We start from the raw sequence: 25,288 nt of genomic DNA on the forward strand, positions 1-25,288 counted from the left end.
ACGCGATGCATACAGTTTGGAAAGGCGGCATTAGCTTTGGACTAGTCAATATTCCAGTGAAGCTGTTTACCGCTACAGAGAACAAAGATATTAAGTTAAGACAGCTGCATAAAGAGTGTCATACGCCCATTAACTATAAAAAGGTTTGTGCCAACTGCGGGGAAGAGGTGGCACCAGAACAAATTGTAAAAGCGTACGAGTATGCAAAAAATAAATTCATTGAATTAGACGAGGAAGAGCTTGAAAAACTGCGAAAAGAAAATGAAGAAAAAGCCGTGGAAATCATTGATTTTGTGAAAATAGAAGAGATTGATCCAATCTATTATGAAAGAAGTTACTTTTTATCACCAGATACCGGCGGAGCGAAGGCTTATTCATTATTAAGAAAAGCTTTAGAGGAATCGGGGAAAATTGGTGTGGCAAAGATTATGATTCGCTCAAAGGAGCAATTAGCAATTGTTAGGTGCTATGAACATATTTTGCTGATGGAAACCATTCATTTCCCTGATGAAATTAGACAGGTATCAGATGTACCGAATATCCCCCAAGAGGAAAACATTGTGAAAAAGGAGTTAGATACAGCGCTTCTTTTAATCGAGCAATTAACCACAACTTTTGATCCAGTTGCCTATCAGGATGAATACAGAGAACAGCTGATGAATTTAATTGGAGATAAAATATCTGGAGAACATACAGTTCAGCCAGAAACGACAGGTAAAAAAGATCCTGCATCCAATGTGACCGATTTAATGGCGGCTCTTCAGGCTTCAATCGACCGATCAAAACCAGCCAAAGCGAAAAAGGCAGCACCTAAAAAAAGAAAAGCACCAGCTAAAAAAGAAAAGAATGCATAAGAAAAGACCGCTTTCGAGCGGGCTCTTTCTTCTTTTCAGCGTGATAGAAAACCTTTGAAGTCTAGGAAGAACGAGCACCGGAGCGCAGACCTGACAACGAATGCGAGGGTTTGCCTACACGCTGAGACTGCTTACGGGCGATCTTATTGCGGTTTTAACACGTCCTGAATGTTCCCATCTTTTCTATGGATAACAACAGAAGTCCCTTTATTAGATGCAATCTCCTTTGCCCGGTCAATTGCTTCTTGTTTCGTTTCTTTGATCTCACTTACTCGTTTTGCTTTCTCTGTTTGAACCGCCCAGCCTTTTTCATGTTTGACGACATGCTGCGCATGATCCATGAGCTCTGGTCTTGCGGAGCTGCTGTCTTTAGATGGCGTGACAGAACCATGAGCTGAGAAATTCTCGATCTCTTTCTCCGTTGCGTTCTTTTTCCATTCTTTCGCTTGACTGATCGCAATTGGGATGGCTCTACTTTCGTCATAGCCTTCCTGTATCATTTTGTTCGCAATCTCAAGCGCTTTTTTTCGAATGATGTGATCTAACGATTGAAATGAAGCCGGATAATCATTCATCGTCCAAGGCATAAAAAACGCTCCTTTCTTTTATTTGAACACCTTCCCCCATCTGCAATGGATCAAACATCTCATTCTTCTCAAACCAATGAAGGGGATAAAATACATCGTTTTGCTGAGGTGTAATTTCATTAAATCCCGCAGAATAGAAGGTAGAAAAGGAGTGATTTTGATGATGATAAAAGGTTTGTATGAAGCCCATTTACCTGTGAGTGACTTGAAGGCGTCTATTGCGTTTTATGAAAAATTGGAATTGACACTTGCTCACGAAAATGAACGAGTTGCTTTTTTATGGATTGAGAAAGGTAAGAGCTGGCTTGGCTTGTGGAAAGTAGATATCAATGACTTCCCGTACCATCCTTCGACCCGGCACGTTGCTTTTCAAATTACAACGTCTAGTATCGAACAAATCAAGGATTGGCTGGTTGAAAAAGGCATCGGCATTCACCCAATGTTCGGCTTTTCAGAAGAGAAGCAGCCTTTAGTTCTAGATAACCCGCCGCAATTTCATGCAGCGATCTATTTTCTTGACCCAGATGGAAATCTGCTTGAATGCATTGCACCGCTAGAGCTTGATACAGGAGAAGACTACGATATCATGACATATGAGGACTGGGATCGAAAGAAAAATCCGTTTATTGATTGACAAAACCACTCATTGTAACTATATTGATTACAACGGTGGTGAAAGATTGTGAAACAAATTAGCAGCAGGTATCCGATTGCTGTTCATATTTTGTCATTTATTGCAGGTGTTCAAAAAGAGTGTACAGGGGATTTTATTGCAGAAAGTGTGAATTCAAATCCAGCCATTGTTCGAAAAATGATGGCAATGCTCAAACGGGCGGGTCTCATTGAGATACGCCGCGGAGTAGGCGGTGCTTATTTAAAAATACCGGCAGAGGACATCACGCTGTTAGATGTGTACCGCGCTGTCGATGTAAGCGAGGATGAAGAATTGTTTAACTTCCATCAGCCAGTCATCGCATGTCCGATTGGTCAAGCGATGGATACAAGACTGAGAAGTGAACTAAAAGAAGCTCAAGCGGCGCTTGAAAATCACCTCAAACAAGTGACCATCCAGCAATTGTTGACAGAGTCAGAATAAAAGAAGCTCAGGCTGAACTTGGGCTTTTTTTACACCAATTGTTGTAATCGAAATGGTTATAACGAATAAACGGATACGTAAAGGTGTACCAAAACATCACCGTGAATCACAAAATGAGGAGGTCAAACATTATGAAGTTATTAGTAACAGGCGCAACAGGACAGCTTGGATCGCTCATCGTCCAGCATTTACTTAAAAAGGTACCAGCTGAACAAATTGCGGTGAGTGTTCGAAATCCGCAAAAGGCAGCACATTTGAAGGAAGCTGGGGTGGATGTACGCCACGGAGACTTTACTCAGCCAGACACCCTTAAGGCAGCCTTTCAAGGCATTGACCGCCTTTTGATCATTTCAACTGCGGATGGTGACCGCGTGCAGCAACATACGGCTGCCATCCAAGCGGCGAAAGCAGCTGGTGTATCTTTTATTGCTTATACTAGCGTTGTGAATGCAAGAGAGAGTCAGCTTGTCCTTGCACATGACCACGCAAAAACTGAAGAAGCCATTGTGTCCTCTGGCATTCCTCATGTGTTTCTAAGAAACAATTGGTATGTAGAAAATGAAAAAGATACGATACTAGCAGCCGTTAGCGGCGCACCATATTTAAGTCCAATTGGTGATGGCAAGGTTGGCTGGGCAACAAGAAATGACTACGCAGAAGCGGCCGCAAATGCGTTAACACTTTCTAAACATGACAAGGAGAAATATGAACTGTCAGGACCTCTTCGGACGCATACTGAACTTGCTCGCATTGTCAGTGAAGTGAGCGGAAAAGAGATCAAAGTGGAGCAAATTGATGTCGACACATTTGGGGAATTTTTAGCTTCTAATGGTGTACCAAAAGAAGCTGTGCCATTTGTCAAAGCCATTCAAAGCGGAATTCGCGATGATGCCTTAGCCATTGAAAGCGATGATTTCAAAACCTTATTAGGCCGCCCCTTAACACCTATCAAAGAAAAAATTCGTGAAATGATTTCAAAATAAATTTTCTCAAACGTCCTATCAAAAGGGCGTTTTTTCATTCAATCTACACGAGCACTTCATTGAAATTTCAGGAAGTTGGGACTAAAATGGAATTTAGGCTTATTATTTGTTTATTCTTCCTGTTTAATTGAGAAAGTGTACCCTAGCATAGGGAAGCTAATAATAAGGGTTAGATTTTCAATAAGTTCTTATGGAAAATGGACGTATATAATGGCTATCACTCTTTCTTAACATATGCAACCTTTTTAAACCATAAGCAGGTGATGAAATGTTACGAAAAGCCTCACTTTCTTATTTTATTGCAAGCATTATTACAATAATAGTCATTTTGATTGAAGTTGGTATCCGTTCAGCAGTTGTTTCTCCATTTGTTCTACTTGATTCGAATAAAGATAACAATCCAAAAGTATTAATCTCTCATTCTCTTTATCAGGGTGGTTTTTTATTAACCTATCAAGATGGTCACTCCAAAGATCGTTCAGAAGCAGCCTTTCAATTGGGGGGAAAGCAAATAAATTTCACGGAGATTCCCTCTAGGAATGGAATTAGCACAATTGAAACTGACAAATTAATGAAAGATCAGGCAACGGTTTTTCTAAGAAGAGGTTTTGTACTTATTCATGATGATAAAATTAAGATGGAACAGGTATCGCAAAATCCTTTTTTCTCTAAATACAATCTAACGAATCTAACAGAAATTACTAAGGTCAAAACAGGTTTTAAGCATAATACCACATATATTATATTCATTACCTTAATGGGAATCCTTTTTCCAGCTATGTTATTTTTATTTTTTAATCTTCATGAATCTATGAAAAACCTGTTCACATTATTTATTCCCTTTGTTTTAGCCATTTTTCTTCCCTTGGGATTAAATTATTATTTCTTAATGGGATATGTGCTATCAATAACAGGCTCTTATGTATTAAGCATTATTCTCTCTATACTTGTACCTAGTTTCCTGTCAATTTTATTGACAGCTTATTCATTTGAGTATACTACAAAAGATACGCCTGAAGATTTAGAAGAACATGAAGGCGCGTCAGGAAATTCGTTCTTAATGAATGTTAGGGAGCAAGTTGTTTTGTTTGGTGCTGCCACATTATCTTTGCTATATTTCGGATCATATTTATTACTTCCTTTGTCATTTCAAGCGAAAATCATGGATAACCTTTTTCTATTTTGTGGCTGGTACTTCGCCCTAATCATATTATTTATTTTTGGTTACTCAATCATTCAAAAAATAATAAACAAATATGAACTTTTAAATACGGAAGCATTCATGAATATTCGCAAGGATATTGAGAATAAGACAAACCAAAAAGTGAATATTTGGGTGAAAAAAGACTCTAAACAGGATGTGAATGCATGGATATATTCTTTTAAACTTCCATTTAAAAGAAGAGTCGATGTGTATGTAACAGAAGGGTTGTTAGATAAGTTTGAAAAAGATGAAATTCGTGCTATCCTATATCATGAAATGGGACATGCGAAGTTAAAACACGCACATTATACCTTGTACCTAACTTTGATCGTAACATTCCTTATGGGCATCAGTATGTATTACGCTAGACAGGTTATGCTTGCTAACGGATGGTGGCAATATGTTCTTATTTTCCCAATAGGAATAATTCTCATGGTTTTCATAACGGAATGGCTGCCAAAGAAAATCAGCCGGTTGTTTGAAATTCAAGCTGATAACTTTGCTGTTTCCCATCTTGAGAATAAAACATTGTACCTCAATACTTTGATTAAATTAAGCAATCTTATTGAAGAAGAAGATGGAGATTATGGAAGAAAGTCTGAATGGCGTGAAAGTCACCCCTCTTTCGAAAAAAGAATTGAGAACATAAAGAAAAATTAGGCCACCTCACACCTATCAAAGAAAGAATTCATGAAATGATTTCAAAATAAACATATGAAAAACGTCCTATCAAAAGGGCGTTTTTTTCATTCATCCACACGAGCCATAATGTCCAAATTTAGACAAATCACTTCGTTGAAATTTCAGAAAGTTGGGATTAAAATGAAAATAAGGTCTGTTATTTCGTCATCAGATGACCAAATTGATGAATCAAATTGCAGCAAAGAAAGGAAGTTCGCCGATGAAAGTTCATTTATTCGTTACCTGTTTAATTGACACCATCCAGCCAAATGTAGGAAAGGCCACAGTGGAAGTATTAGAAAGGCTCGGTGTAGAAGTGGAATTTCCAGAGGCACAAGTGTGCTGCGGGCAGCCAGCCTTTAACAGCGGCTATACAAAAGAAACCATTAAAGTAGCAAAAAACATGATCAAAGCCTTTGAATCAGCTGAATATGTCGTGACACCGTCAGGTTCTTGTAAGGCGATGTTTTTAGAATATCCTCAATTTTTAAAAGAAGATCCAGTGTGGTCAGCAAAAGCTGAGGCACTTGCTGAGAAAACATATGAATTAACAGAGTTTATTGTTGATATATTACACGTCACAGATGTAGGGGCGAGCCTGAAAGGAAACGCAACCTATCACACATCCTGTCATATGACGAGACTGCTGCGAATTAAGGAAGCCCCTTTCACACTGTTGTCAAATGTCAAAGATTTGACGATGACACCATTGCCGCGCGCAGAAAATTGCTGCGGATTTGGAGGAACCTTTTCAATAAAAATGACACCTATTTCTGAACAAATGGTCGATGAGAAAGTCCAAAGCATAGAGGAGACAGACGCCGAATACATCATTGGTGCTGACTGCGGCTGCCTGCTCAATATTGGCGGGAGACTGAATCGTCTTGATAAACCCATTCAAGTGATGCATATCGCAGAGGTATTAAATAGCCGCTGACTTTAAGAGGGGGAACGGCACATGAGTATGAAAATTGGAGAGAAGGCCTTTAAAGAACGAATCGGGGAAGGATTAGAAGATACGGTCATGAGAGGGGCTGTTTCCTCAGCGCAGGAACGCCTGTATGAAAGGCGGCTATCTGCGAGCGAAGAGCTTGGCAACTGGGAAAAGTGGCGAGAACTTGGCGAGGAAATCAGGCAGCATACGCTGAAGCATCTCGATGACTACTTATACCAACTAAGTGAAAGCGTTAGTGCACGCGGGGGACATGTCTTTTTTGCAAAAACAAAGGAAGAAGCATCGGCGTATATTCAACATGTGGCACAGAAAAAGGCGGCCAAAAAGATCGTTAAATCAAAATCAATGGTCACAGAAGAAATTGAAATGAATCAAGCGCTTGAAGAGATCGGCTGTGACGTGGTGGAAAGCGATCTTGGTGAGTATATTCTGCAAGTAAATGATCATGAACCTCCTTCACATATTGTGGCACCTGCTCTTCATATGACGAAAGAACAAATACGAGAAGTCTTTCACGAAAAGCTCGGATATGAGATGTCAGAGACACCTGAAGATATGACGAGTTTTGTGAGAGCCATCTTACGTGAAAAGTTCCTCGAAGCAGATATTGGTGTCACCGGTTGTAATTTTGCTGTCGCCAATACAGGTTCCATTTGCCTTGTGACAAATGAAGGGAATGCCGATCTTGTTACGGCTATACCGAAGACACATATCGCCGTTATGGGCATGGAACGGATTGTTCCAACGATGGAGGAACTAGATGTCCTCGTTGGTCTTTTGTGCAGAAGTGCAGTCGGTCAGAAATTAACGAGTTATATTTCTGTCGTCGGACCAAAAGGAGAAGAAGTGGATGGACCAGAAGAATTTCACTTGGTCATTGTGGACAACGGGCGGTCCAATATATTAGGTACTGCCTTTCAGCCTGTTCTCCAATGTATCCGGTGCGCAGCCTGCATCAATGTGTGCCCAGTTTACCGGCATGTGGGCGGACATTCATACGGATCGATTTACCCGGGGCCAATTGGTGCTGTTTTATCGCCGCTTCTTGGCGGCTATGATGACTACCAAGAGCTCCCCTTTGCATCTAGTCTTTGCGCGGCCTGCACAGATGCTTGTCCAGTAAAGATCCCGCTTCACGAGTTATTAATAAAACATCGACAAGTCATCGTTGAAAAAGAGGGGAGAGCGCCTAAAGCTGAAATGATGGCGATGAAAATGTTCGGAATGGGCGCATCGACTCCCGGGATGTATCAATTCGGAACAAAAGCAGCTCCTGTATTGATGAATCGTATGGCTTCAAACGGACAGATTTCAAAAGGAATAGGTCCTTTAAAGAATTGGACAGATATTCGTGACCTGCCAGCTCCAAGTAAAGAAAGATTCAGGGATTGGTTTAAAAAGAGACAGAAGGAGGAGCAGTGATGAAGGGAACCATTTCTCACCGAGAGTCGTTTTTAGCTCATATCCGTAAGCAATTAGGGAAGGATTCCTCCCCGTCTGCATCTATTCAGCGTCCAGCTTGGAAGCATCAAGTTCAGTGGGAAACAAACGGACTTTTGTCTAAAGAAGAACTAGTCGAGCAACTGAAGAAGCAATGTCAACGAATTCACACAAGAGTGGTCGAAACAACACCACAGGAAGCGCCCTCTGTATTACGATCATTGATGACAGAGTATGGAGAGGGTTCTGTGATGACATCGGGCGATCATCGTTTTGAACAATATGGATTTTATCCGATGTTTGACAGCTTGCAGCACGAAGGATTCGCAGTCACCAGCTGGAATGCTGAGGCTTCAAGGGAAGAAAATATCAGGCTGGCAGAACAAGCGGCGTATTCGGTTGTATTCAGTGATTACACTTTAGCAGAATCAGGGACAGTTGTCCTTTCATCCCATCAGGGCCAAGGAAGAGCGCTCCATTTTTTACCGATGATGTATATCGTGTGTATCGAAAAAAGCACGGTGGTTCCGCGGATGATTCAAGCTGTTTCGGCTCTTAATCGCTCGGTAGAAGAGGGAGAGCAGGCGAAAGGTGCGATTCATTTCATATCAGGTCCGAGTAACTCTGCGGATATTGAGATGAATTTAGTGGTAGGTGTTCATGGTCCAGTTCGGGCCGTTTATCTATTGATAGATGATGAGTAGGGCTTTCGAGATGAAAGCCTTTTTTCATGCAAAAAAGCTCACACAAGTTTTAAAATCATCTTGCCTCTAGCGGATTGGACATAGTAAGATGACGACATACAAGATGAACTTCTCATCTACTGCTGATGTAAAGGAAGCTGCTTATGGACATGAAGTCAACTGCTCAAAAGAAATCAATTGCACTACCGCTTGTGATTTCAATTATTGCCATTTCGTTTTCTGCTATTATTGTGAAATGGTCAAATGCACCTGCTGCTATTTTAAGCATGTATCGAATGATCTTTGCTGCGGTTTTTATGCTGCCGTTTATTCTGCCTCGAAAAAAAGAATTTCTCTCGATTCAGCGAAGAGACTGGTTTTTCTTATGTATGTCAGGTTTCTTTTTAGGACTCCATTTTGTGTTGTGGTTTGGCTCACTAAAGCTGACGACTGTGGCAAGCTCTACTATTATCATCGCTCTTCAGCCGATGGTCTCCTTATTAGGCGGCTTTCTCATTTTCCGTGAACGAACGACGCTGCCTGCACTTTTGACGATGTGTGCCGCAATTGTTGGTGCACTTATGATTGGGTGGGGAGACATAGGTCATAGCCAGGAAGCCATCCTAGGAGACATTTTATCCTTTTTAAGTATAATAGCGGTTGTTTGTTATTTATTAATAGGTCAACAGGCTGTCAGAAAGATATCTCATTGGATTTATAGTTTTTGTGTGTTTGGTTTTGCCGGTCTTTTTTTAATTTTATTCAATTGGATTCAGCAAACTCCTTTTACAGGCTATCCAGGTAAAGAGTGGGGAATCTTTTTATTGCTTGCGATCATCCCCACCATGTCTCATGTTATTAATAATTGGCTTTTAACCTATGTCAATGCCACAACCATTTCAATGAGTATCCTTGGCGAACCTGTTGGAGCCACGATTCTTGCTGTATGGCTGCTTGGAGAAAAAGTCACGCTGCTCCAAATGTGTGGCGGTTTTCTTGTCCTTTTAGGCGTCTTTTTCTTTTTGATGCAGCAGCGTCAAAGAATTGTGATGAAACAAAAAAAATCCGGTTAAATTCCGGATTTTTACTCTTTTAAATCGTTTTTTTCAATCACTTTGTTCAATCTTTCCTCAACCTTCTTCAATTCCATTCGTTTTCTTCTGATCATTCGAAAAGCAATGACAAAGATCGTCACGATAGCAGCAATGAATAGAAGAGAGAACACTTGAAATAGAAGATCACCCATGTTAAATGCCATATTCTCCCCATTAGGCATACGTAAAACCTCCCTTTCTATCTATATATTACCATAATCGATAAAAGATTGAGATTTATCCATCATTTATCTATAATAGGTAAAATATCACTTATTAAAGGAGAACCAATATGAGAACTTTAGTCCTTTTACGAGGTCTCCCAGGGGTAGGGAAATCAACTTGGATCAAAGCCCAAGGCTTAGAGCCTTACACGTTATCAGCGGATCAGATTCGTCTTTTGACCCAGCCTCCGCAGTTATCTGTCAATGGGAAACCAGAAATTTCAAGCAAACATGACCACAAAGTCTGGTCTTTATTATTTGAATTGCTTACAGCACGTATGGAACGCGGAGACTTTACTGTGATTGATGCGACACATATTTCAAGCAAATCGATATCTCAATATAAATCGCTGGCCACATCGTATCGTTACAGGGTGTATGTCGTAGATTTCACGCAGGTGCCGCTTGAAACAGCTCTATTGCAAAATCGCTCACGGGAAGCTCACAAAGTTGTGCGGGAGTCTGTTTTATATCAAATGAATGAGCGGCTAAAAACAGAAAAGGTCCCGTCATGGGTGACTGTCTTGCAGCCTGAGGAATATCCACAAGTGATGACCTATCAGCCTCGATCCTTCGATCAATATGAGGCCATTCATGTTTTTGGAGATATTCACGGCTGTCATACCGCTCTGACCACCTATTTGCAAGGAGATATTAAAGAAAATGAACTTTATATCTTTGCAGGTGATTTACTTGATAGAGGTATAGAAAACAAGGAAGTATTAGAATGGATGCTCGCACATAGAGAATGCCGGAATGTCATCGTGATTGAGGGTAATCATGATCAGCATTTATACCGGTTTGCACATGGTGAAAAAGTAAGAAGCAATATGTTTAACCGGCATACTGCACCTGAAATCGAAGCAGCAGACTTTGATTTAAAAGAAGTACGGAAGTTTGTCAGAACATTTCATCAGCTTACGTATTTTACGTACCATGACAAGACATTTCTTGTTACCCACGGGGGGCTTGCTCATTTGCCAGAAGAGCTTCTGCATGTCTCAACACAGCAGCTCATTCACGGTGTAGGTGAATATTCAGATGACATTGATCACTTGTTTGTTCAAAATACTGCTGGATTAGATGTCATTCAAATTCACGGGCATCGCAATTTATACAGGCTGCCTACTCAAGCAGCGGAAAGGTCTTATAATCTAGAAGGCCAGGTTGAATTCGGGGGACAGCTGAGGGTGATGAAAATCACAGCTGACGGGATTGAGACTCATGAAATTGACAACCCAATCTATAGAGCTTCTGAGAAAAAACCATCAGCCGCTATTCAACCAGATATCTCACTAGATGACTTTTTAGCTCACTTAGATCAACATGAATATGTACAGGAATTAAAGCTTCCGCACCACATTTCATCTTTTAATTTTACGAAAAAAGCGTTTAGTGAACGGCAGTGGGATGATGTGAATGTGAAGGCAAGAGGTTTGTTTGTCAATATGGTGTCAAAGCAGATTGTTTCAAGAAGCTACAACAAATTTTTTAACATTGATGAGCGTCCGGAGACAAAAATGCATCATTTAGTGAACCACCTTCAATTTCCTGTCACCGTCTATGATAAAGCAAATGGATATTTAGGGACGGTTGGGTATAACGAAATGGAAGATGAATTGGTGTTTACGTCCAAATCGTATACATCTCATGTGAAGCAAAATCAGCATGCTTCCTGGGTCGAAGAGTTATTCTATCAGACCTTCGGAGACGTGCAGGTCGACTACATCAAATCATACGTACGTGACCACAATGCATCTCTTGTGTTTGAAGTCATTTTGCCAGATAAAGACCCGCATATTATCACATATGATCATGATCAACTCATTTTGCTTGATATAGTGAAGCGTCAGCTAAGCTATGAAAAGGCACCATTTACTGAAGTGAAAAGAGTAAGCGAACAGCTTGGAATATCCAGCAAGCAGGAAGTGGCTGTGTTCCATAATTGGACGTCTTTTTATAAATGGTATCAGGGCGTTTCTCATGACGACTCGATCAAAGAAGAGGGATATGTCATTGAGGATGATCGCGGCTTTATGACTAAGCTCAAGCTTCCTTATTATCAATTCTGGAAGCAGATGCGCGCGATCAAACAGCGCGTTGCAGAGAAGCGTTCCACGCAAAAATATATGCAGGCATTACAAACAGCGGAGCAAGCTAGATTTTATACGTGGCTTCTTGAGCAAGATGCCAATGCTGTCAGAAATAGCTCCATTATTGAGTTGCGCTCACAATTTGAGCAAAGCGATGCTGCCCAATTGAATACTGATGGAATAAATGCATAGTCTAAAAAGGAGTCTTTTCTAAAGAAAAGGCTTTTTTTGATGCAATTGAAAGGTGGACCCTTACATGCCTGACCATATTGAAGTCATTTTACGGACGATGTTTGCTTTTGCGATTTTATTTGGCGGAGCACGTCTTCTTGGAAAGCAAACCATAGCGCAAATGAATATTTTTGATTTTATAGCAGCTATTAGCTTAGGTTCAATTGCGGCGAGTCTCGCGTTTAATACAACGCTTCCGTTTCATCACACGACGATTTCCTTTGTCACGCTTGTCATGATCATTTATGTGATTTCGCTGATAGCTTTAAGGAGCCGAAAATTGAGAGGATTTATGGCAGGTAAACCAACCCTTGTCATACAAAATGGCAAAATTCTTGAAGAGAATATGAAGGGAATGAGGTATACACTTGATTATTTAAATCAGCAGCTGAGAGAAAAAGACATTTTTGATATTAGCGAAGTTGAATTTGCCATGATTGAAACAGATGGACATATGTCAGTGAAAAAATATCCTTCGTTTGAAAATGTCACTCGGAAGGATCTTCAATTGTATATGAAGGCAGAGGGCTACATGCCTATCGAAGTGATCATGGACGGAAAGCTCATTTTGAAAAACATTCAAGAAAATCAATTAACTGTGGAGTGGATAGATGAAGAGCTTAAGAAAAGGCAGCTCTCCTTAAAGGACATTGTATACGCAGTCCGTTCAAGTAATGGCAGTTTATATATTGATACATATGACGACCACATTCACTCTCCGATTGATCAAGAATGAAGATGTAGTGCTGATGTCACCCGCCTGACACATATCTGACAATATTTATAAGTCCTTTGGTTGCTGTCTGACTAGGCATCATTTCTCAATTATTATTATTTTCAGAAAATGTGATGACGGAAAAAAATAAATGTGTTTAAGTGTATATAGAAGAAATTAAAATATTAATATAATATACCGTTTGCGGAATGAATGTTCATTCCTATGGTGAGGAGGGGATGAAGTGCCAGCAGTGACTGATAAACAAGAACAGATTATGAAGGCTTCGCTGGACTTATTTATTGAACGGGGCTTTGATGGGACCACGATGCCGATGATTTCAAAAAGAGCAAACGTCGGAGCGGGAACCATTTACCGTTATTTCGACAGTAAAGAGGCACTCGTCAATATTTTGTACCAGCGCAGCCTTTCTTCATTTATCGAAAAAATGAACACAAACAGTCCAGATCCAAAGGCGAGTATTCGGGCGTACTTTAAGCATGTATTTTATTGCTTGGTTTTATTTACAAAGGAGAATCCAAGCGGGCTATATTTTTTAGAAATTGATAAGCGATCCCATTACTTAGACGAGACGAGCAAAGAGAAAATGCAGCATTTGTTACATGAGCTATTCCTTATCTTTGAAGAAGGGAAAAAGGATGGGATTCATCCAAATCTTTCAGGTAGAACCATTCTATCGATTGTATTTGGTGCCTTTGTACAGCTGCATAAACAAATTCTTGCAGAAGAAATAGAGCCAACGATTGAATTTCTAGAGGACATTGAGCAATGTTTATGGCGCGCCATTAGCGTTGCTTCTTAATGATATAAAGGGAGTGGGCACATGCAACAAACATCAATCATTCCAAAACCAAAAACATACGGACCTTTTAAAAATATTCCCCATATCAAAAAGGGGGAGCTTTCTCAAACCTTTTGGAGGCTAGCAGATGAATTAGGACCGATCTTTCAGTTTGAATTTTCAAAAGCAACAAGTATTTTTGTTTCTAATCATGAACTTGTCCAAGAAATATGTGATGAGAGCCGTTTTGATAAATACATTGGGACTAGTCTCAATAAAGTAAGAGCATTTGCAGGGGATGGGTTATTTACGAGCTGGACAGAAGAACCGAACTGGAGAAAGGCTCACCACATCTTGATGCCGGCGTTTAGTCAGCAGGCCATGAAGGGCTATCATGAGATGATGCTCGATATTGCCACACAGCTTGTACAAAAATGGCAAAGAACAGGCCGTGATGAAGAAATTGAAGTAGCAGAGGATATGACAAAGCTTACTTTAGATACGATCGGACTTTGTGGTTTTGATTTCAGGTTTAACAGTTTTTATAAAGAAAATCAGCATCCATTCATCGAAAGTATGCTGAATGGTTTAAACGAAGCGATGGATCAGGCGAGCCGGTTGCCGGTTGCAGATAAGCTAATGATCAAAAGAAGAAAAAAATTTGAAGAAAATGTCGATTTTATGAAGAAATTAGTAGATGACATTATTCAAGAACGGAAAAAACAAGATAAAACGGGCAATGATTTACTGTCCCTCATGCTGCATGCAAAGGACCCTGAAACAGGAGAGCGCCTGTCAGATGAAAATATTCGCTATCAAATCATTACCTTCTTGATAGCTGGGCACGAAACAACAAGCGGGCTGCTATCCTTTGCGATTTATTTCTTATTAAAGAATCCAGAAAAATTAAAGAAAGCCGTCCAAGAAGCAGATGATGTGCTGCAAGGCGGACTGCCAACATTTAAGCAGGTACAAAAACTAAATTACACTCGTATGGTTTTAAATGAATCTCTTCGCCTCTGGCCAACAGCGCCTACGTTTTCTCTTTATGCGAAAGAGGACACCGTCATCGGAGGGAAATATTCGATTGAAAAGAACCAAAGTGTCTCCGTGCTGCTACCTAAGTTACATCGTGATCAAGCGGTATGGGGAGAGGATGCGGAAGAATTTAAACCAGAGCGGTTTCTACACCCTGAAAAGATCCCGCAGCATGCCTACAAGCCTTTTGGGAATGGACAGCGTGCATGTATTGGTATGCAATTTGCTCTTCATGAAGCCACAATGGTGCTAGCAATGGTCTTGCACAACCTGGAATTGATTGATCACACATCATACGAACTTGATTTAAAAGAATCTTTAACGATTAAGCCAAACGATTTTAAAATCAAAGTGCGGCCAAGGAAGCAGCAACTCTTTATGGTACCACCGAAAGAAGAGACGAAAAAAAGCACCACAACTGATGAGTCTAAAGTGAAGAGTCATGGTACACCACTGCTTGTTTTATATGGATCAAATCTTGGCACGGCGCAGCAAATCGCAAACGAATTGGCTGAAGAAGGAAAAGCAAAAGGGTTTGATGTGACCACTGCTCCGCTTGATGACTATACACGCCAATTACCAGATAAGGGTGTAGTCTTCATCGTGACCGCTTCATATAATGGACATCCGCCTGACCATGCGAAAAAATTTGTGGATTGGGTCACGCAGGAGAAAGAGCAGGATTTAACAAACGTGACATTTGCTGTGTTTGGATGCGGAGATCGAAATTGGGCGAGTACGTACCAGCGTATTCCTCGTCTCATTGATGAAGCACTTGAAAGAAAAGGTGCGAAGCGTGTAGCTGATTTAGGAGAAGGTGATGCAGGCGGAGATATGGATGAGGATAAAGAAACATTCCAGAAAACGGTCTTCAAGCAGCTCGCAAAAGAATTTAAGCTCACCTTCCAAGAAAAAGGTAAGGAAAACTCAAAACTATCAGTTGCTTATACAAATGAGCTAGTAGAACGTCCTGTGGCGAAAACATATGGTGCCTTTTCAGCTGTTGTACTGAAAAATGAGGAATTACAATCTGAGAAAAGTGAGCGGCAAACAAGACATATTGAACTGCAATTGCCTGAAGGGAAAAAATACAAAGAAGGGGATCATATCGGAATTGTTCCGAAAAATTGTGATGCACTCGTGCAGCGGGTGATCAATCGCTTCAATCTAGATCCTAAGCAGCACATCAAGCTTTCTTCTGAGAAAGAAGCAAATCATTTACCTTTAGATCAGCCGATTCAAATGAGAGAATTACTTGCGTCACATGTTGAGCTTCAAGAGCCTGCAACACGTACGCAGCTAAGAGAGCTCGCCGCATATACAGTTTGTCCGCCTCACCGCGTGGAGCTTGAGGAAATGGCTGGTGAAGCGTATCAAGAAGCTATTTTAAAGAAACGAGTAACCATGCTTGACTTACTAGATCAATATGAAGCATGTGAGCTGCCATTTGTGCACTTTTTAGCACTTTTACCAGGTTTGAAGCCGCGCTATTATTCTATTTCTAGCTCACCAAAGGTCGATGAAAAAAGAGTCAGTATCACAGTGGCGGTTGTGAAAGGGAAAGCGTGGAGCGGCCGCGGAGAATATGCCGGAGTCGCATCAAACTATTTATGTGGTCTGAAGGAAGGTGAAGAAGTCGCCTGCTTCCTCCACGAAGCGCAGGCAGGATTCCAGCTGCCGCCTTCATCTGAAGTACCGATTATCATGATCGGACCGGGTACAGGAATCGCTCCATTTAGAGGGTTTGTTCAGGCAAGAGAAGTATGGCAGAAGGAAGGCAAACCACTAGGGGAAGCTCACCTGTATTTTGGCTGCCGTCACCCTCATGAAGATGATCTGTATTTTGAAGAAATGCAGCTTGCAGCGCAAAAAGGAGTCGTTCACATCCACCGGGCTTATTCTCGTCACAAAGACCAAAAAATATATGTCCAGCATTTGTTAAAAGAAGACGGCGGTATGCTAATCAAATTACTCGATGAAGGTGCGTATCTTTACGTGTGCGGGGACGGAAAAGTCATGGCACCTGATGTAGAGGCTACACTGATCGACCTCTATCAACACAAGAAACAATGCAGGAAGGAAGCAGCTGAAAATTGGCTAACCACTCTTGCAAATGACAATAGATATGTAAAAGATGTGTGGAGCTAACAAAAGGAAAGACCGCCAATTAGGCGGTTTTTTCTGTTTCATCAAGAGAGGTGAGATCGATAGAATGAAAGTTGGAAAGATACAAAACACCTAATTTAAAAATGAAATATTTTGAAAAAATAAGAATATTCTCTCATTTACTCCAATATGAAACAATCGTATCATTTTTGATATAGGACATAAAGGAGGAATATGATGAAAAAGGTGAAAATGTTACTCCCTTCTCTACTCGTTTTTGGTGCTTTAAGTGTGCCTAGTTTTGCCCACGCCGCATCGGATTTAGTACTAACGTCTGATTATGACATGGTGACTTCTGATGGAAAGGTGATCTCTTCAAGTGATTTCCACAATGATACGAAATCCCCCTCATCCTTTGACAAAGTGGATGATCTATCTTCAACTGTTGGCGAAAAAGTAAAACCACTATCAAAATATTTAAAAGACTTTCAAACAAAAGTCGTCATTGGAGACGATGGTAGAACAAAAGTAGCAAACACAAGAGTAGCACCATATAATTCAGTTGCTTATATTACATTTGGCGGCTCAAGCTGTACGGGGACACTCATTGCCCCTAACAAAATTTTGACAAACGGACACTGCGTGTACAATACAGCATCAAGAAGTTATAGTGCAAAAGGATCGGTGTATCCAGGGATGAATGATAGCACTGCGGTAAATGGGTCAGCAAATATGACAGAGTTCTATGTACCAAGCGGATATATCAATACAGGTGCGAGCCAATATGATTTTGCCGTGATCAAAACAGATACGAACATTGGCAATACAGTCGGTTACCGTTCCATCCGTCAGGTGACAAACTTAACTGGAACAACGATTAAAATTTCTGGATATCCAGGTGATAAAATGAGATCGACTGGCAAGGTGTCGCAGTGGGAGATGTCAGGTCCTGTGACAAGAGAAGATACGAATCTCGCATACTATACGATTGATACATTTAGCGGAAATTCAGGCTCAGCGATGCTAGATCAAAATCAGCAAATCGTTGGGGTTCATAACGCAGGGTATTCAAACGGAACGATTAATGGCGGTCCAAAAGCGACAGCTGCCTTTGTTGAATTTATCAACTATGCAAAAGCGCAATAAAAGCTAGATCATAAAGCTTGTTTCCTTCATAGGGGACAAGCTTTTTTATGTGGATACAAGTGTCTAACTGTCTATGCTTGAAAGATCCATTGACTTCTCAGCCTCTTCATTTTTTTCACATGTCATTCGTGAACGACTCATACATTAAAATGACACATTTCCTTTAAGTCAAGATTTTGCTTGAGAAAAATGAGGAGGTCTCACACTATTGAAGATGAGAAGAGGCTGGATTACTGCTGTCGCCTTATGCTTTGTGATATGGATGGTCACGCTGTTAGGTGGATTTGGGGAGGAACATGCGGCAAAAGGTGCGGATCGATATGATCATGTCATTCAATTTCCAAAGGAACGATACCCTGAAACAGGCAGTCATATTCAAGAAGCCATTCGAAAAGGGCATTCCGATGTGTGTACGATAGACCGAAATGGAGCAGATGCCCGCAGGCAAGAATCATTAAAAGACATTCCGACTAAACCCGGATTCGACCGAGATGAGTGGCCGATGGCAGTTTGTCTTGAAGGAGGAAAAGGGGCGAGTGTTCAATATGTCAGCCCGTCTGATAATAGGGGAGCGGGCTCATGGACCGGACACCAGATGAGCGGGTATCCTGATGGGAAAAGAATTTTATTTATTGTGAAATAAAACTAAAAGAGAGGCGCCTGTGAGTAGGTGCCTTTTTTGATGATGATCAGAGCGTATTGGAGCTAGCAGGGACAAAAGATCCAGTGGTACAATGGATCCTATAAGGTACAAAGACAGACAAGAAGAAAAATGTGAAGGGACATATGCTTATGGATAAGAACCGTGCATTATACGATTATTTCATGCAACATGCAGAGAAACTGACTGAAACTTGGTATGATTCAATTGAAGATGATGATCCAGAATCAATCTATCGTTCAACAGATTCCAGCATCATATCAGAGCTAAAACGGCAAAATCAGGATTATTACCAGCATTTTATACGTGCTCTTATTGAAGACAAGACGTATTTACATACTGAGTTTAAAAAGTGGTCTGAAGACTTAGCCAGTGACCCAAAGCATTTAAACACACCATTAGATTACGTTGTGAGAGAATACATGTCCAATCAAAGTAGTCCTTCATTACTTAAAAGAATTTATTAAGCAGCGTCAAGATGAAATTGATATTGACCGCATCTTTTATTGGTATGATTTAATTTCAGAGGCGTTTAATATTTCAATTCATATGTTCATCCAACAATATGTGAAAAATACAACGAGGAAGCTCGTGGCACAAAGAGACATGATTTACGAGCTGAGCTCACCTGTCATTGTTTTAAAAAGTCATATTGCGTTATTGCCGTTAGTAGGTGATATTGATACAGCGAGAGCGAAGATTATTTTAGAAAATACGTTGAAACAGTGCTCACAAAAAGGTGTACAGCATTTATGTATTGATTTATCGGGCGTTGTCATTATTGATACAATGGTGGCTCATCAAATCTTTGATCTTGTCACATCACTTCGGTTAATTGGAGTAGAGACGACCATTTCAGGGATCAGACCAGAAATTGCCCAAACCGCTGTGCAGCTCGGGCTTCCTTTTAATGAATTTCGCACGGCATCATCACTTGCTCACGCCCTAGACCGCATGACTGAATTTACTTCAATATAAAAACCAGGCCGATTGAATGGCCTGGTTTTTTATTTAGATAACAGCGTCAATTTTTGTGACTTTCCAATCTTTTTGTCCTTTTTCGAACGTAACCGTTCTTTGTACTTTGCGTCCATCAAGTGTTGGGACAGTGAATTCATATGTGCGGACTGTTTGTTTTTTAGAGACAAGTTTAGGTGTCGCTTTATCCCAATTAAGCATATTGTCTCCGTCGCCGACTGGAACAGCCATTTTGCCTTTATGAACAATGAACTGGTAGTCTTTTAAACCTTGATTGATGGCTTCTTTTGTGAAAACTTGAGATAGGTAGCTGTTTAGTTTTTTCTTTGTATCAAATGTTTTAGAAAGATAGTTGTAAGTCATGTCTTTATAGCTAAATGATTTTAATTTGTAATCAGAATGTTCATTAATTTTGTAGCCTGACATCGCACTCCAAAAGTGTTCTCGTGCATCAAGGGCAATATGTAACGCTTCTTTATTTGTCAAAGCGGCTGGTTTTTTAGAAGCGGCCAATGTTGTAGATTGTAATGAGATCATAAGCATAATAGCAGTTAATAAAACGAATAATTTTTTCAAGGCGATTGCCTCCTTTTTTAAATGAAAACTTCTTATGTTACAAATGTTACAATAATTACAGTGATATTACAAGTGTTAAATCTAAATGTTTTTTATTTCTTTTCTTTCTATATATATAACGTTTGAGGGTGGCAAAAAGTTTTCATTTTTTTATTTTTTCTTTATATCTACTATTTAACCGTTCTAAAGAAGAACAAAACGTTTTTTGGAAAAGTTTCTGTTTGGACGTTCAACACGCTTTTTTATTTATGACATATACTATCGTGATGAATGTCTAAGAAAGTGGTGTTGAATATGTATTATCCGTATGAAGGTATGTGGAATGGGTACTCATATGATAGGCAGATGCAAGGTTGGCCGTCGCTCCCTTCTCAAGGTGGAGGATTTCCAGGGTTTCCAATCGGAGGAGGAGGCACTGGGCCCGGATCTAGTGGATCAGCCCCGCCAGCCCCACCACAGCATATCATTTCGCAATATCATCAAGCATTATCACAGCCTCAAAGCATGCAGTCACTTATTTCAGGGCAAACAGGTGGAGGTCAGCAATCGGTTCAATTTGCCGCGGGATGTAATAGAAGGTGGACGATTGTGTTTATGAGAAACGGTCAAGTATTTTTAATGTATGTCCTATCCTCACAGCCTTTCGGGAGAACAACTGGCTTTATTTGGCCGAACTTTACCTTTGGTTCCTTCCCAAGCTCGAGTATTCTTGCCTATTCTTGTTCATAAAAAAAAAGCCGGTTCTCATCATTAACTGATGAAATACCGGCTTTTTTTAGTGAATATTTCTAAATACGCCAATCACTTTACCTAGTATACTTACATTCTGTAAAATAATCGGTTCCATAGATGGGTTCTCTGGCTGTAATCTAAAGTGTGTATCTTCTTTATAGAAACGTTTCACTGTCGCTTCATCTTCCTCTGTCATGGCGACGACAATATCTCCATTGTTAGCAGTGCTTTGCTGACGCACAATGACATAGTCCTTGTCCAAAATTCCTGCGTCAATCATACTTTCTCCCATAATTTCAAGCATAAATACTTGTTCATCTGGTGCTGCAAAAGTCTCTGGAAGAGGGAAGTATTCTTCAACATTCTCAACAGCCGTAATAGGCAGGCCTGCTGTTACTTTTCCGATGACTGGTACGTTCATTACAGCACTCTTTGGAATATTCATTTCCTCTTCATCTAATACTTCGATCGCTCTAGGTTTTGTTGGGTCTCTTCTAATTAAGCCCTTCGTTTCTAGTCTAGCTAAATGTCCATGAACTGTTGAACTGGATGCTAGACCGACAGCTTCTCCAATTTCACGAACGGATGGGGGATAGCCCTTACTTTTTACTTCTTCTTTGATGAATGTCAGGATATCGAGTTGTCTTTTTGATAGCTTCGTCATCTTTTGCACCTCAAAACGTCAATTTTAAAGAAATTATAGCATGTTTTTCCTAACAGTACAAACATAGGTTCGAAAAAAACGTTTGACAGAAACGTTTGTTCGTATTTATAATAAGTGACAGAAAGAACGAACACACATTCTATTAGGAGAGATGACATTATGAGGTTAAAAGAATCTATTATTTTTATTGGGGTATTCTCATTCATCGTTGGCATATTTCTCTCACTTATTGCATTCACAAGTCATAATGATCCAAATCAATATGTTAAAATAGAAGTTCAATCAGGTGATACTCTTTGGGGGTTAGCTGATCAAGTAAACGACAGCAAATCAATCGATAAAAATGCGTTTATTGACTGGGTCACTCAGCACAATGATCTTGCTTCAACAGAAATCCAGCCTGGTGACATCCTTGTCATACCAGTCAAAAAAGAGCATCCAGTCGTATATCAACTTGCAACAGTACAGTAGAAAGGTCGATTGAAGACATGAATGCAATCATCTATGCGAGAGTAAGCACTGTCAAAGAAGAGCAGGAAACCTCGCTGAAGAGACAAGAAGAAGAATTGCTAGCTTTAGCTGCTATGCACAAGATGAATGTGGTTAAAGTCATTAAAGAAAAAGCAAGCGGGTATGATCTAGATCGCGATGGTGTGTTTGATATGCTAGCTACACTAAAAGATGAGTCAATTGATGCTGTTCTTATCCAGGATGAAACACGTCTCGGAAGAGGACAAGCAAAAATTGCGCTTCTTCATTGTCTTTTTAAAGAGAATGTGAAGGTGTACAGTACGTTTCATAGAGGCGAGCTTGAGCTCTCAGAAGCAGATGAAATGGTGATTGAGATCGTAGGAGTCGTTGAAGAGTATCAACGAAAAATTCATAACCTGAAAATTAAGCGGGGAATGAGAAGAGCCGTAGAACGCGGGTATCAGCCCGAACTGAATTTAAAACAGCAGGATCATGCGCCTGGCCGTGAGCGTATTGAAGTGCCGATTTCAGAAATTGTTCGATTAAGAAAAAATAACATGACCTTCGCAGAAATCGCAGCAACTCTTCAGGCACTAGGTTTTGACATTTCAAAAGCAACGGTCCATAGAAGGTATCAAGAATATGAAAAAGGTCTGACTACCTAAAGCTTGATTTGTTGTCAAAATGATTGATATTTAGTAGTATGTAGAGAAAATGCTTTAAAGGAGTTTGTCATGATTTCTAAAGAACAGCTTGCAAGAATCAATGAGCTTTCAAAAAAGTCGAAAGAGACCGGTTTGTCAGACGCTGAAAAAACAGAACAAAAGCAATTAAGAGAAGAGTATTTAAAAGCTTTTCGTTCTTCTATGAAAAATACACTTAAAACCGTGAAAATCGTTGACCCTGAAGGAAACGATGTCACACCAGAAAAATTAAAAAGAGAAAGAGATCAAAACCTTCATTAAGCTTATGATTTCTTGAATTTTGAAAAGATGGGAAGAATATTCTCATCTTTTTTCATATTTGCATAACTTTTTAAGTGATCGATAAACTAAATGTGACAAAATCCTTCTTTTTCAGCGTGAAATAGTTGTGAAAAAAGGACAGTAGATTTATGATAATGGTGTACACAAGATACGGAAGGGGATTTATATGGAAACGATTGAATTGAAATCTATTGCAACAATACGTACTCTCTCCATAGACGCAATTGAAAAAGCGAATTCCGGTCACCCTGGAATGCCGATGGGTGCTGCACCAATGGCATACGCTTTATGGACGAATCACTTAAACGTAAGTCCGCAAAACCCAAATTGGTTTAACAGAGACCGCTTTGTATTATCTGCGGGACATGGTTCTATGCTTCTATATAGCATGCTTCATTTAAGCGGATACAACCTGAGCATCGATGATCTAAAACAATTCCGCCAATGGGGTAGCAAAACACCTGGACATCCTGAATTTGGACATACAGAGGGTGTAGATGCTACAACAGGTCCTTTAGGGCAGGGGATTGCCATGGCAGTTGGTATGGCACTTGCAGAAAGACATCTTGCGGAAACGTATAACAAAGACAACTTTAATGTTGTAGATCACTATACATACAGCATTTGCGGAGATGGAGACTTAATGGAGGGAATTTCCTCTGAAGCTGCTTCACTTGCTGGTCATTTAGGCTTAGGCCGTTTAATTGTTCTTTATGATTCAAATGATATTTCTTTAGATGGCGACCTAGATCGTTCATTCTCTGAAAATGTGAAGAATCGTTTTGAAGCGATGAACTGGGAAGTTCTTTATGTGAAAGACGGCAATAACATTGAAGAAGTGACGGCTGCTATCGAAAAGGCAAAACAAAGCACAGACAGACCTACACTGATTGAAGTGAAAACAACAATCGGTTTCGGATCGCCAAACCGTGCAGGAACGTCTGGTGTGCATGGTGCACCACTTGGCAGCGATGAAGCCAAGCTGACGAAGGAAGCTTACTCTTGGACGTTTGAAGAAGATTTCCATGTACCTTCTGAAGTGTACGATCATTTCAAAGAAGCTGTAAAAGACGCTGGTCAGAAAAAAGAAGCAGTTTGGAATGAACAATTTGCGCAATATGAAAAAGAATACCCTGAGCTTGCAGCTCAATTGAAGCTTGCGATTGAAGGAAAGCTTCCTGAGAATTGGGATCAAGAGGTTCCTGTTTATGAAGCAGGTTCAAGTCTTGCCTCCCGCGCTTCTTCAGGCGAAGTATTAAATGGCATTGCGAAGCAAGTACCTTTCTTCATTGGCGGATCTGCTGACCTTGCAGGTTCAAACAAAACAACGATTAAAAACACAGACGATTTTGGTAAAGATCATTATGCCGGCAAGAACATTTGGTTCGGCGTCAGAGAATTTGCAATGGGTGCCGCATTAAACGGTATGGCGCTTCACGGCGGCCTTCGTGTATTCGGCGGAACGTTCTTTGTTTTCTCAGATTATTTAAGACCAGCGATTCGTCTTGCTGCCTTAATGGGACTTCCGGTCACTTATGTCTTTACTCATGACAGTATCGCTGTTGGTGAAGATGGTCCGACGCATGAGCCGGTTGAACAGCTTGCTTCATTACGTGCGATGCCGAACCTTTCTGTCATTCGCCCTGCGGATGGAAACGAAACAGCTGCAGCGTGGAAACTTGCTGTATCTTCAACGGATAAACCGACAGCACTAGTTCTGACTCGTCAAAACCTTCCAACGATTGACCAAGCACCTGAGAAGGCATATGAGGGAGTAGAAAAGGGTGGATACGTCGTCGTTGAAGCTGCTGATGCACAGCCAGAAGCACTTCTACTCGCATCTGGATCTGAAGTCGGTTTAGCGATTGAAGCGCAAAAAGCACTTGAGAAAGAAGGGATTCGCGCGTCTGTTGTCAGTCTTCCTGCATGGGATCGTTTCGATCAGCAGTCAGACGAATACAAAGAATCAGTCCTTCCTACAGCAGTGCGGGCTCGTATTGCGATTGAAATGGGGGCTTCACTTGGCTGGGAGCGTTACACTGGTCTTGATGGTGATGTAATTGCCATTGATAAATTTGGCGCTTCTGCACCTGGTGAAACCATTATTGAGAAATACGGCTTTACGGTCAGCAATGTCGTCAGCCGCGTGAAAGCGAAGCTGAACAAATAACCAGTCTCCAAGCATCATGCTTTTTTTCATCTGTTTGCAGAGCATTTTCATCCGCTCTGCAAACTTTTTTCTTTTTTCTCGTTTTTTTGACAAAACTAGTTTCTTCTTGCTTCATATA

24 protein-coding genes and 1 pseudogene are annotated in these 25,288 nt (G+C 40.5%); 21 read left to right on the forward strand and 4 right to left on the reverse strand.

Features of this window, described 5'->3' with window-relative positions; translation table 11 throughout:
* Window positions 1–5 precede the first annotated feature (5 nt).
* Window positions 6–854: a Ku protein gene (locus MKY83_RS09100; protein WP_065097347.1), complete on the forward strand. Its 849-nt coding sequence runs from the start codon at window positions 6–8 to the stop codon at window positions 852–854.
* A gap of 143 nt (window positions 855–997) precedes the next feature.
* On the opposite strand, the gene MKY83_RS09105 is transcribed toward MKY83_RS09100, so the two are convergent.
* Window positions 998–1,441, reverse strand: coding sequence for a DUF2188 domain-containing protein (locus MKY83_RS09105; protein WP_044141422.1), 444 nt, complete (start codon window positions 1,439–1,441; stop codon window positions 998–1,000).
* Window positions 1,442–1,601: 160 nt separating this feature from the next.
* Between MKY83_RS09105 and MKY83_RS09110 the strand changes: the two genes are divergently transcribed.
* The 8 genes from MKY83_RS09110 to MKY83_RS09145 all read left to right on the forward strand — a co-directional run bounded on the left by MKY83_RS09110 (window position 1,602) and on the right by MKY83_RS09145 (window position 9,556).
* Window positions 1,602–2,075, forward strand: a complete 474-nt coding sequence (locus MKY83_RS09110; protein ID WP_081277103.1) for a VOC family protein — start codon at window positions 1,602–1,604, stop codon at window positions 2,073–2,075.
* A gap of 48 nt (window positions 2,076–2,123) precedes the next feature.
* Window positions 2,124–2,537 carry an Rrf2 family transcriptional regulator gene (locus tag MKY83_RS09115; RefSeq protein WP_065097348.1) on the forward strand — a complete coding sequence of 138 codons (414 nt, stop codon included), beginning with the start codon at window positions 2,124–2,126 and terminating at the stop codon, window positions 2,535–2,537.
* A 131-nt stretch (window positions 2,538–2,668) separates the two neighbouring features.
* Window positions 2,669–3,520 (forward strand): SDR family oxidoreductase, encoded by an 852-nt coding sequence (locus tag MKY83_RS09120; RefSeq protein WP_319610560.1) that lies wholly within the window; start codon window positions 2,669–2,671, stop codon window positions 3,518–3,520.
* Window positions 3,521–3,788: 268 nt separating this feature from the next.
* Window positions 3,789–5,384 (forward strand): M48 family metallopeptidase, encoded by a 1,596-nt coding sequence (locus MKY83_RS09125; RefSeq protein ID WP_342488585.1) that lies wholly within the window; start codon window positions 3,789–3,791, stop codon window positions 5,382–5,384.
* Between the two features lie 241 nt (window positions 5,385–5,625).
* Window positions 5,626–6,342 (forward strand): (Fe-S)-binding protein, encoded by a 717-nt coding sequence (locus MKY83_RS09130; protein ID WP_342488586.1) that lies wholly within the window; start codon window positions 5,626–5,628, stop codon window positions 6,340–6,342.
* Window positions 6,343–6,363: 21 nt separating this feature from the next.
* Window positions 6,364–7,782, forward strand: a complete 1,419-nt coding sequence (locus MKY83_RS09135; protein ID WP_065097352.1) for a LutB/LldF family L-lactate oxidation iron-sulfur protein — start codon at window positions 6,364–6,366, stop codon at window positions 7,780–7,782.
* Window positions 7,782–8,504, forward strand: a complete 723-nt coding sequence (locus MKY83_RS09140) for a lactate utilization protein C (protein ID WP_065097353.1) — start codon at window positions 7,782–7,784, stop codon at window positions 8,502–8,504. Before MKY83_RS09135 ends, MKY83_RS09140 begins: the two co-directional genes overlap by 1 nt.
* Window positions 8,505–8,647: 143 nt before the next feature.
* A complete protein-coding gene (locus MKY83_RS09145; RefSeq protein ID WP_065097354.1) occupies window positions 8,648–9,556 on the forward strand; it encodes a DMT family transporter in 909 nt (302 codons plus the stop codon).
* A gap of 11 nt (window positions 9,557–9,567) precedes the next feature.
* Here the strand turns inward: MKY83_RS09145 and MKY83_RS09150 are convergent, their stop codons facing one another.
* Window positions 9,568–9,759, reverse strand: coding sequence for a hypothetical protein (locus tag MKY83_RS09150; protein ID WP_106067599.1), 192 nt, complete (start codon window positions 9,757–9,759; stop codon window positions 9,568–9,570).
* A 110-nt stretch (window positions 9,760–9,869) separates the two neighbouring features.
* Here MKY83_RS09150 and MKY83_RS09155 point away from each other — a divergent pair, with 110 nt between their 5' ends.
* The 7 genes and pseudogenes from MKY83_RS09155 to MKY83_RS09185 all read left to right on the forward strand — a co-directional run bounded on the left by MKY83_RS09155 (window position 9,870) and on the right by MKY83_RS09185 (window position 19,571).
* On the forward strand, window positions 9,870–12,086 hold the full coding sequence (locus tag MKY83_RS09155) for an RNA ligase (protein WP_106067598.1): 2,217 nt from the start codon (window positions 9,870–9,872) through the stop codon (window positions 12,084–12,086).
* 64 nt (window positions 12,087–12,150) lie between these two features.
* On the forward strand, window positions 12,151–12,861 hold the full coding sequence (locus MKY83_RS09160) for a DUF421 domain-containing protein (RefSeq protein ID WP_003210832.1): 711 nt from the start codon (window positions 12,151–12,153) through the stop codon (window positions 12,859–12,861).
* A gap of 223 nt (window positions 12,862–13,084) precedes the next feature.
* A complete protein-coding gene (locus MKY83_RS09165) occupies window positions 13,085–13,663 on the forward strand; it encodes a TetR/AcrR family transcriptional regulator (RefSeq protein ID WP_065097358.1) in 579 nt (192 codons plus the stop codon).
* 21 nt (window positions 13,664–13,684) lie between these two features.
* Complete coding sequence (locus MKY83_RS09170) at window positions 13,685–16,828, forward strand: bifunctional cytochrome P450/NADPH--P450 reductase (protein WP_342488588.1); 3,144 nt, start codon at window positions 13,685–13,687, stop codon at window positions 16,826–16,828.
* Between the two features lie 195 nt (window positions 16,829–17,023).
* Window positions 17,024–17,932: a trypsin-like serine protease gene (locus MKY83_RS09175; protein WP_106067596.1), complete on the forward strand. Its 909-nt coding sequence runs from the start codon at window positions 17,024–17,026 to the stop codon at window positions 17,930–17,932.
* Between the two features lie 262 nt (window positions 17,933–18,194).
* Window positions 18,195–18,575, forward strand: a complete 381-nt coding sequence (locus MKY83_RS09180) for a NucA/NucB deoxyribonuclease domain-containing protein (RefSeq protein WP_223252879.1) — start codon at window positions 18,195–18,197, stop codon at window positions 18,573–18,575.
* Window positions 18,576–18,724: 149 nt separating this feature from the next.
* Window positions 18,725–19,571: pseudogene (locus MKY83_RS09185) on the forward strand (STAS domain-containing protein).
* Window positions 19,572–19,604: 33 nt separating this feature from the next.
* On the opposite strand, the gene MKY83_RS09190 reads toward MKY83_RS09185, so the two are convergent.
* Window positions 19,605–20,147 (reverse strand): IseA DL-endopeptidase inhibitor family protein, encoded by a 543-nt coding sequence (locus MKY83_RS09190; RefSeq protein ID WP_065097361.1) that lies wholly within the window; start codon window positions 20,145–20,147, stop codon window positions 19,605–19,607.
* A gap of 294 nt (window positions 20,148–20,441) precedes the next feature.
* Here MKY83_RS09190 and MKY83_RS09195 point away from each other — a divergent pair, with 294 nt between their 5' ends.
* Window positions 20,442–20,876 (forward strand): hypothetical protein, encoded by a 435-nt coding sequence (locus MKY83_RS09195; RefSeq protein WP_065097362.1) that lies wholly within the window; start codon window positions 20,442–20,444, stop codon window positions 20,874–20,876.
* 46 nt (window positions 20,877–20,922) lie between these two features.
* On the opposite strand, the gene lexA is transcribed toward MKY83_RS09195, so the two are convergent.
* Entirely contained in the window at window positions 20,923–21,543 is a 621-nt protein-coding gene (gene lexA, locus MKY83_RS09200; RefSeq protein ID WP_003212311.1) for a transcriptional repressor LexA, read from the reverse strand.
* A 159-nt stretch (window positions 21,544–21,702) separates the two neighbouring features.
* On the opposite strand from lexA, the gene yneA reads away from it, so the two are divergent.
* The 4 genes from yneA (at window position 21,703) to tkt (ending at window position 25,170) form a co-directional block, all read left to right on the forward strand.
* Entirely contained in the window at window positions 21,703–22,014 is a 312-nt protein-coding gene (yneA, locus tag MKY83_RS09205) for a cell division suppressor protein YneA (RefSeq protein WP_044141409.1), read from the forward strand.
* A 17-nt stretch (window positions 22,015–22,031) separates the two neighbouring features.
* Window positions 22,032–22,679, forward strand: coding sequence for a recombinase family protein (locus MKY83_RS09210; protein ID WP_106067594.1), 648 nt, complete (start codon window positions 22,032–22,034; stop codon window positions 22,677–22,679).
* A 69-nt stretch (window positions 22,680–22,748) separates the two neighbouring features.
* Window positions 22,749–22,979 (forward strand): DUF896 domain-containing protein, encoded by a 231-nt coding sequence (locus tag MKY83_RS09215; protein WP_039167715.1) that lies wholly within the window; start codon window positions 22,749–22,751, stop codon window positions 22,977–22,979.
* Window positions 22,980–23,166: 187 nt separating this feature from the next.
* Window positions 23,167–25,170: a transketolase gene (gene tkt, locus MKY83_RS09220; RefSeq protein ID WP_106067593.1), complete on the forward strand. Its 2,004-nt coding sequence runs from the start codon at window positions 23,167–23,169 to the stop codon at window positions 25,168–25,170.
* Window positions 25,171–25,288 lie beyond the last annotated feature (118 nt).

The organism is Bacillus sp. FSL M8-0266, from assembly GCF_038613425.1.
GTDB classification, from domain to species: Bacteria; Bacillota; Bacilli; order Bacillales; family Bacillaceae; genus Bacillus; species Bacillus pumilus.